The sequence below is a fragment of the Microcoleus sp. B4-C1 genome (assembly GCF_036705285.1).
Lineage (GTDB): Bacteria > Cyanobacteriota > Cyanobacteriia > Cyanobacteriales > Microcoleaceae > Microcoleus.
In genome coordinates this window covers 70,335-77,794 of sequence record NZ_JAUBUC010000015.1, presented here as the reverse complement: position 1 = coordinate 77,794, position 7,460 = coordinate 70,335, and the positions used below count along the sequence as shown (strand labels likewise).

The 7,460-nt window shown below is 51.5% G+C and carries 3 protein-coding genes; 1 reads left to right on the top strand and 2 read right to left on the bottom strand.

Going from position 1 to position 7,460, the window contains the following annotated elements; all coding sequences use genetic code 11:
- Positions 1-145 precede the first annotated feature (145 nt).
- Both QUB26_RS08810 and QUB26_RS08805 read right to left on the bottom strand, forming a co-directional pair.
- Positions 146-3,433: an Ig-like domain-containing protein gene (locus tag QUB26_RS08810; RefSeq protein ID WP_333238718.1), complete on the bottom strand. Its 3,288-nt coding sequence runs from the start codon at positions 3,431-3,433 to the stop codon at positions 146-148.
- 379 nt (positions 3,434-3,812) lie between these two features.
- Positions 3,813-6,023: a recombinase family protein gene (locus QUB26_RS08805; protein WP_333238716.1), complete on the bottom strand. Its 2,211-nt coding sequence runs from the start codon at positions 6,021-6,023 to the stop codon at positions 3,813-3,815.
- A 52-nt stretch (positions 6,024-6,075) separates the two neighbouring features.
- Between QUB26_RS08805 and QUB26_RS08800 the strand changes: the two genes are divergently transcribed.
- Entirely contained in the window at positions 6,076-7,440 is a 1,365-nt protein-coding gene (locus tag QUB26_RS08800) for a proton extrusion protein PcxA (RefSeq protein ID WP_333238714.1), read from the top strand.
- Positions 7,441-7,460: the final 20 nt, after the last annotated feature.

Below are 7,460 nucleotides of genomic sequence, written 5' to 3'. Positions count from 1 at the left end.
GCTCCGTTCCCGGCGACGGCGTAGGCTGCGGCACCGTGCCGCTATCCAAACTATCCGCGTTTTCATCGGGTAGCCGCCCTTCGAGAAAAATTAGTGGTACTGCACTTGGCATTGTTCCGACTCCTTGCGACGCTACTCAAAACTACTAAATAAACTTAAAGTCAGATGCAGTAATGACGGTGCTGAGCGCTCCGGGCACTGTAGGAATAGAATTCAACACTGCCAAATCGAAAGCTGGGAGACTGTCATCTGCCACATTCGGGTCGAAGCCGAGAACGTACTTGTTAAAAGTATTGTTCAGGTACACGAAGAAAGCTCCCGTTTTGCTCGAACCGTTTTGATTCTTCAACACTGCATTTATTGCTTGAGCGTTGTCAAATTTAGATTCAAACAAAATGACTGATTGCTTGCTAATGTCGTCGCCGCTAGACCCGATATTCCTGACGATAAAACTGGTGAAATCGAGAGTAGTTCCTGAGTTGGTTAAACCTCCGAAATTTGACGACCTGAACAAAAATCTGTCGGTCTCGCTGCCGTTAGCGTTAAAGTCAGCAATCACGTCCACGCCTTCGCTGGGAGTTTCATAGTAGAAGAAATCATTGCCAGCATCGCCCGTGAGCAAGTCAGAACCGTTGCCACCGCCCAAAATGTCATTGCCTTCACCGCCCGAAAGCGAGTCGTTGTCATCGCCACCCAATATCAAGTCATTGCCGAAGGCGCCGCTGAGACAGTCGCTGCCGGCACCGCCGTCGAGAGTGTCGTCGCCTGCTTCGCCTAACAGAGAGTCGCTGCCGGCCTCGCCCAACAGGTAGTCATTGCCCGAACCTCCGAGTCCCGTGTCGTTGCCTTCTCCACCCAAAATCGTGTCATCGTTGTCCCCGCCCAAGATGGAATCGTTATTGATACCGCCGTCGAGCAAGTCTCTGCCCAGTCCACCGTCGAGGATGTCGTCGCCTGCACCGCCGTCGAGGGAGTCGTCGCCAATGCCACCAAGTAAGGTGTCAATCCCGGCGCCACCAAGTATCGAGTCCTCGCCGGATTCTCCCAATATCGAGTCATTGCCTGTTCCGCCGTCAATGGTGTCGTTGTTGTCACCGCCGGCTAGGTTGTCATTGTCATTGCCGCCGAACATCAGGTCGTTGCCCAGTCCGCCGATCAGCGAGTCTATGCCGTCTTGGCCGTCGAGGGTGTCGTTGCCCAGTCCGCCGTCAACGGTGTCGTTGCCGATCGCACCCACCAGCGAGTCGTTGCCTGCTTCACCGAATAGGAGGTCGTTGCCGCCACTGCCGTCCATGATGTCGTTGCCCTCGCCCCCAGCGAGGGTATCGTCGCCGGGCCCGCCGACGATGAAGTCGCTGAGGTTGCTGCCTGTAAAGCTGCTGGCCGGGAGTGCGCTGCGATCGACAATATTATCTACCACCGTGATGCTGAAGGATGCCGGCCCGATAGTTGCAGACCCATCGGAGGCTGTAAACGTGAAACTGTCGCTGCCACCTTCTGCCAGCAAGTTGTATTTGACGATGTTGTTGTTGATATCGTCTTGGCTGAATTTGCCGCCGACGTTGAGAAACGTGCTACCCCTTTGGACAAAACCTCTGGTAGCATCGGGGGCTTTAGTAATCGTGTAAACGATTTCCAAGGGGCTGTTGTCGGGATCTGTGATTAACAAATCGGCGGCAGTGATTGTCTGGATAGGATTACTTTTGGCAACAACTACACCGTCGTTAATTATTAGCTGGGGCGGGCTACTGACGTTGATGGTTACTACCGCCTTACTTGTGCCACCGCTGCCGTCGGAGATCGAGTAGCTGAAGCTGTCAGTTCCCGAGAAGCCCGGATTCGGGGTGTATTTGAATACGCCGCCGCCCACGGGAACCAGGCTCCCTTTGCTTGCTGGAGCAAAAGTCGTGACAGTCAGAGCGCTTTGTTCCTGGTCAGTGTCGTTCAACAGAACGTTGAAACTGAGCTCTTGACCCGAAACCGTGGTGAAGTTATCGTTAACTGCTCTTGGAGGTTGGTTAAAGATGGGCGGCGGACTTCCTGTCGGCGTCGGACTTCCTGTCGGCGTCGGCAAATTCGGCGTCGGGAACGTCGGCAGCGGCTCGTCCGGTGTCGGCGGTGTCGGCGGTGTCGGCGGCGTCGGCGGCGTCGGCGGTGTCGGCGGCGTCGGCGGTGTCGGCGGCGTCGGACTTCCTGTCGGCGTCGGACTTCCTGTCGGTGTCGGACTGTCTGTCGGCGTCGGTAGGGGAAGTGGAGTTGCGCTGCCGGGAACTGTGGGCGCAATTACAAATGAGCTTCGCCCTAGGGTTCTGCTGTCTACTCCCGGCAATACTGCTAAAAAGTCGCCGCTGACGCCGTTGCGAATAATTGTACTGCCGGCTTTCGTCTCAGTGCTTTGGAAGATTACCAAATCTTCAAACTTGAGGTCGCCACTTAACCCGATTAAATCTTCGCCTTGGCGAAAGTCTGTGAAAATGTCGGCATCGGCGAGATCGGGGCCGCCTGTGGTGATAAATGCCGCGTTAGTGCCGTCGCTGCTGCCGCTGGGGGAACTGAATGCACCGATGACGAAGACATCTCTGCCTTCGCCTCCTGCCACTACGTCTTTGCCTGCTTCGCCCCAAATAACGTCGTTGCCTGCACCGGCGTCTATGATGTCGTCGCCGTCACCGCCGAATACGATGTCGTCGCCGTCGCCGGCAAAAATTGTGTCCCCGCCGGCGTTTCCGTATAGCCAGTCGCCTCCTTCGTTGCCAAATAGCAAGTCTTCGCCGTCGCCACCGAAGAGCGAGTCGTTGCCTTGGTCGCCCCACAGAATGTCGTCACCTCGATCGCCCAAAAAGCTATCGTCGCCAGAACCGCCACGCAAGCTGTCGCTGCCTTTGCCGCCGTAAGCCGTGTCTCTGCCTTCGCCTCCGATTACCGTGTCGTTGCCGTCATTGCCATAAAGCAGGTCAGGGTTATTTCCCCCATCGAGGGAGTCGTTATCTTTGCCTCCGTACAGGGTATCGAGTCCTGAACCGCCATCAAGAACGTCGTTGCCCTCATTGCCGAACAGCACGTCGTCATCGTCGTTGCCAAATAGTAAATCGTCGCCTCCGACTCCTTGCAAGGTGTCGTTGCCTTGCAGCCCGGAAATCACGTCGGGGCCGGGACTGCCAGCTAAGGAGTCGTTGCTTTCTGTGCCGCGGACTACGCCGCCGATGATTCCGGGCGAGGTACCTTGGCCTCCGCCCCCTGTGTCGTCTATGTCGCCAATTGTGTCGTCCCCGGATGGAGGTGTTGGAGGTGTTGGCGGCGTCGGAGGTGTTGGCGGCGTCGGAGGTGTTGGCGTCTCTGGTTCTGGCGTCTCTGGTTCTGGCGTCTCTGGTTCTGGCGTCTCTGGTTCTGGTGTTGGAGGTGGTATAATTACTAATGGCACTGCACTTGGCATTATTTTGGCTCCTTTAAACGACTATCCCGATTTACTTTAAGAACTGATTAGTATCAGTTTGTTGCCACCAATCTGGCTTAAAATTGATTAATAACCCCATCATTTCTAACATACTAAATCAAAACTGCCACGGCTATAGATATTTTTTAAGCGGGGCATCTTTTGATCTCAAAATATTAATGATTGCACGTTTTGAGGCCTATGTTGGGTATACTTTAATATCGCGCCAGATCGAGAGAACCTAGAAGTCGGGCTTGGAGTCAGCCCGGTTTATTTATCCAGAATCAGAAAAAATAAAAATCTTCGCCGTCATAATTTTTTCTTTCCGAATGTTGAATGCTGAATACAGATTTGCCTTTTGCCTGCAGAAGTGAATGCCTCATGCTGACTGCTGACAAGAAACAGAGCTGTTAATTAGGGGCAGAAGCGGCCCGGTTTGTTCTTGTCCACTGACGGATAGTTCGCTGTGGCACAGGTAAAGCAGGGAACAGCGACTTAACAAATCTAGCAGAATTCGCCGCAGTCGCTGTTGGTCGGCCGCCGTTTCCTCTTCGGTTTCCCAGGGATGCCCCAGTTGCGATCGCAAAAATAAGGGAGCGCCAAACAATGTCGCCGCACCGCCACTCAGCCACAGGGGCGAGCCGGCATCCAGCCAAAAGTGCCATTTGTGGGCGCGGCGGCTGCTACGGTACTGGAAGATGTTGGCGAGGGTGACGGCTCTGGCTGCTGGGCCTTCGGGACGCACTGGAAAGGGATTGGCGGTGACGGTTCCTTGGCGCAACAACTGGATGAACCGGGCGATCGTTTCTGAGTCGCCGCCATTTGTTGGTTCTACGCGCTGCATTCGCCCGTTGATTTCCCAGTAGTGGGTGGCGGTTTCCATTAACTCGCGCAGGGCTGCTAGCCGATCGTAGGGCAGGTATCTGTCGTTCATGAGAAATTTCTGGATGGCTCGATCGAGTAGGGCAATTGGGCTCGGCAACAGGCGCTCCTGCTGTTGCGATCGCTGTTGTTCGATCCACTCGACAATGTGCTCGTAGGCCCTGGCTGCTCGGTGTCCCACTCTGTCCCACCGGGGAAAGGCTGTAATTGGCAGCAATTGAGGTCGATCGATATCTGGACAAAAACAGTGATCGGCGATTAAACCTGCTCTCACTTGGTCGATCGATTTTTGATGGTGAATTTGAGATGTTAGATTGAAAGTCGAGTTAGAATCTTCTGTTTCCAATGAACGGTGTTTCTGGCTGCCCAACACTACCAGCATTTCGGCTGTGCCGTCTCGATCGACTAAACGGCCGAGTCCCGGATAAACTAAGGCTAACAAAGTGAGTAAAGCTCGAATCTCTGGGGTAGTCGAGAGCGGCCGCTGATCGTTGAGAGATACGGCGGCGATACCATCTCGCGCGAGAATTTCCGTTAAACTGTAACGGGCGATCGCATCCATCCCAGGGGCAATTACGGCGATTTCCTGCGGTTCCACGGCTTGTGACTTCACCGCATCGACGATGATTTCGGCGGTTTCTCGCAGCAGTTGAGCCCGGGAAGTGGTTTGGAGCGATCGAACTTTACCGGGCAAACTCAAGCCTAAAGGATAAAAACCCTCCGTATTAACTGCTAAACTTACCGCTAACTCTCCAATCTCTGCGGCTAAACCCGCTTTTGCGTCCAAATTTTCCACACTTTGACAGCGGCTTTCGAGTTGGGCTAGGTATTCCGTGTCCGCCCCCAAGCCCAAACGCACTCCTCCATCTGGATTGTAGGAGAAAGCCCCCGCCGCACCTTGGTCGAGCATTCGATCGAACAAATGGCGACTTATCGCCGGATAATCGTCAACATCGTCTGCGATCACAGCTTGGTATCTAGAGGCCAAATGCTGCTGGTAACTGACATCCGGCAACAAATAGCGCCAGTAGAGTTCGCAAACAATCCCGTAAGTCAGGAGCCCCCGCGTCAAGCACCATTCCCGCCACCTTTCCAGCAACTCTCCCATGCTAGTCCACAGGTTGGTCGAGCCGCCTGAGATAGCAAATCCCTGTTCCAGAATGCTGGGAATCTCTTCTCTCGGTGTACCGCTGACAGCAGCAAGTTGTAATAAGTCTAGTGTTCGACGCACCATTCGATTTGGGCTGACCCCTGTTTTTTGCAAAATGCCTTCGTCTAGTTCGCGACGCCAGAGTCTCGCGGCAAGTTCCAGTTCTGTTTCAGGTTGCAGCCGTAGGGGAAATTGAGATCTCAAATCCAGCGACTGAACTAGCAGGGGCCAAAATAACAATACTTCCTGCTCAAAAAAACCGAAGGGTGTTGTGGAGTGAAAGGTATATTTTCCTTCGGTAGCGACGGCGATGCGATCGGCTAATTCTAGCCGGTTGTCTCCGTTAGCTGCTAAGACTAAAATTGCTGGGGCAGTTTGTCCCGCCCGCCTCCGCCCGGAACTCGATCGCCCTGAAACTGTTGCAGGCAGAGGCTTGACAGTTTTGCTCCAAATGCAGAACTGCTCGACTAAACGAGTGGTTTTGCCGCTGCGGGCAGATCCGATAATCCAAATTGAATCCTCCGTGGCAGTTCTCAATTTATGTAAATTTGTTACCATACCGTGAATACTTTAATCACTAATGTCTACAGCCAACTAACCAGCTTTAGCTATGAATACTTCTCCCTGGAACAGGATTGTAAAATATCTCTACAGCCTTCACCAATGGTATCGAGAAACGCCTGAGAGAGCTCTAGAACAAGCCTACGATGCTGCCTTAGCAATTAAGGCGATCGAAGACGAGCATTTTGGTGGCCAAGGAATCTCTGAGCGATCGGGAGATTACGGACAAAGCACCCTGTCTTACTTTAAATCCGAACTGCAAAAATACCTCAAGGTCATCCAAACCCGAATGGTTGAGTTTAATGCTAGCCGTTCTTTTTTGGAACTGCCGGAGCGAGTGGGGGCTAAACCCAAAACGGGGGACAGCGCTGATTATCACCAGCACGGATTACATCTCAACAAGAAAGATAGAGAATCCCTTATATTTGAGAAGCTAGAGTTTATTGATGGAGTTATCGACAAGTATATTAATAATAGTAGATCGACGGCAATTGTTCCGGTTGTCAGTTCAGTAAATTTGTCGGCAAAATCTACAAATAGCAGCTCTCCACCCGATCCAAAAAATAAAGGTTCAGCTAATTCTGTTCAAATTCACGATGGTGAGGTTGACACTAACTATGAAGAAGTAAATTTATTACCGCGATCGCTTTTGGGGACTTTGAATCGCATCACTAAAGATTTAGACCCTGGAGCTGAAAAAGAAGTAGTCAAGAATTTTCGCAATTCCAAAGTAAAAACAATTATTTCTCTCAGATTTATTTTGCTTTTGATTTTAGTTCCGCTGTTGACGAATCAAATTTCCAAAAACTTTCTAGTCGGCCCGATAGTTGACCATTTTAGAGGTCAAGAAAATGCTCCCGTTTTCATAAATGTTAACCTGGAAGAAGAAGCATTTCAAGAACTGGAGAGATTTGAGCAGCACCTCAATTTTCAAAGGTTAATAGGCACTGCTCCCTCGCTTTCTTTAGAGGAAACGGAAAAGATGATTGCCGCGAAAGCAGTTGAACTAGCGGAGGAATACCGCGCTGAAAGTGGTGGAGCCATTAAAAATATTTTTGCTGATTTGATTTCCTGCATGGCTTTTGCCGCGATTATCGTCACTAACAAGAAAGAGATTGAGATTTTAAAGTCTTTTATGGACGATGTGATTTACGGCCTCAGCGACAGTGCGAAAGCTTTCGTAATTATTTTGTTTACAGATGTGTTTGTGGGATTCCACTCGCCTCACGGTTGGGAAGTAATTCTCGAAGGTTTATCGAGGCATTTGGGACTACCAGAAAATAGGCAGTTCATATTTTTGTTCATTGCGACGTTTCCAGTTATCTTGGATACGGTATTTAAGTATTGGATATTCCGTTATTTAAACCGGAGTTCGCCTTCTGCTGTTGCTACGTACAAGAATATGAACGAGTAATCAGAGGCGAAGGAAGAAGG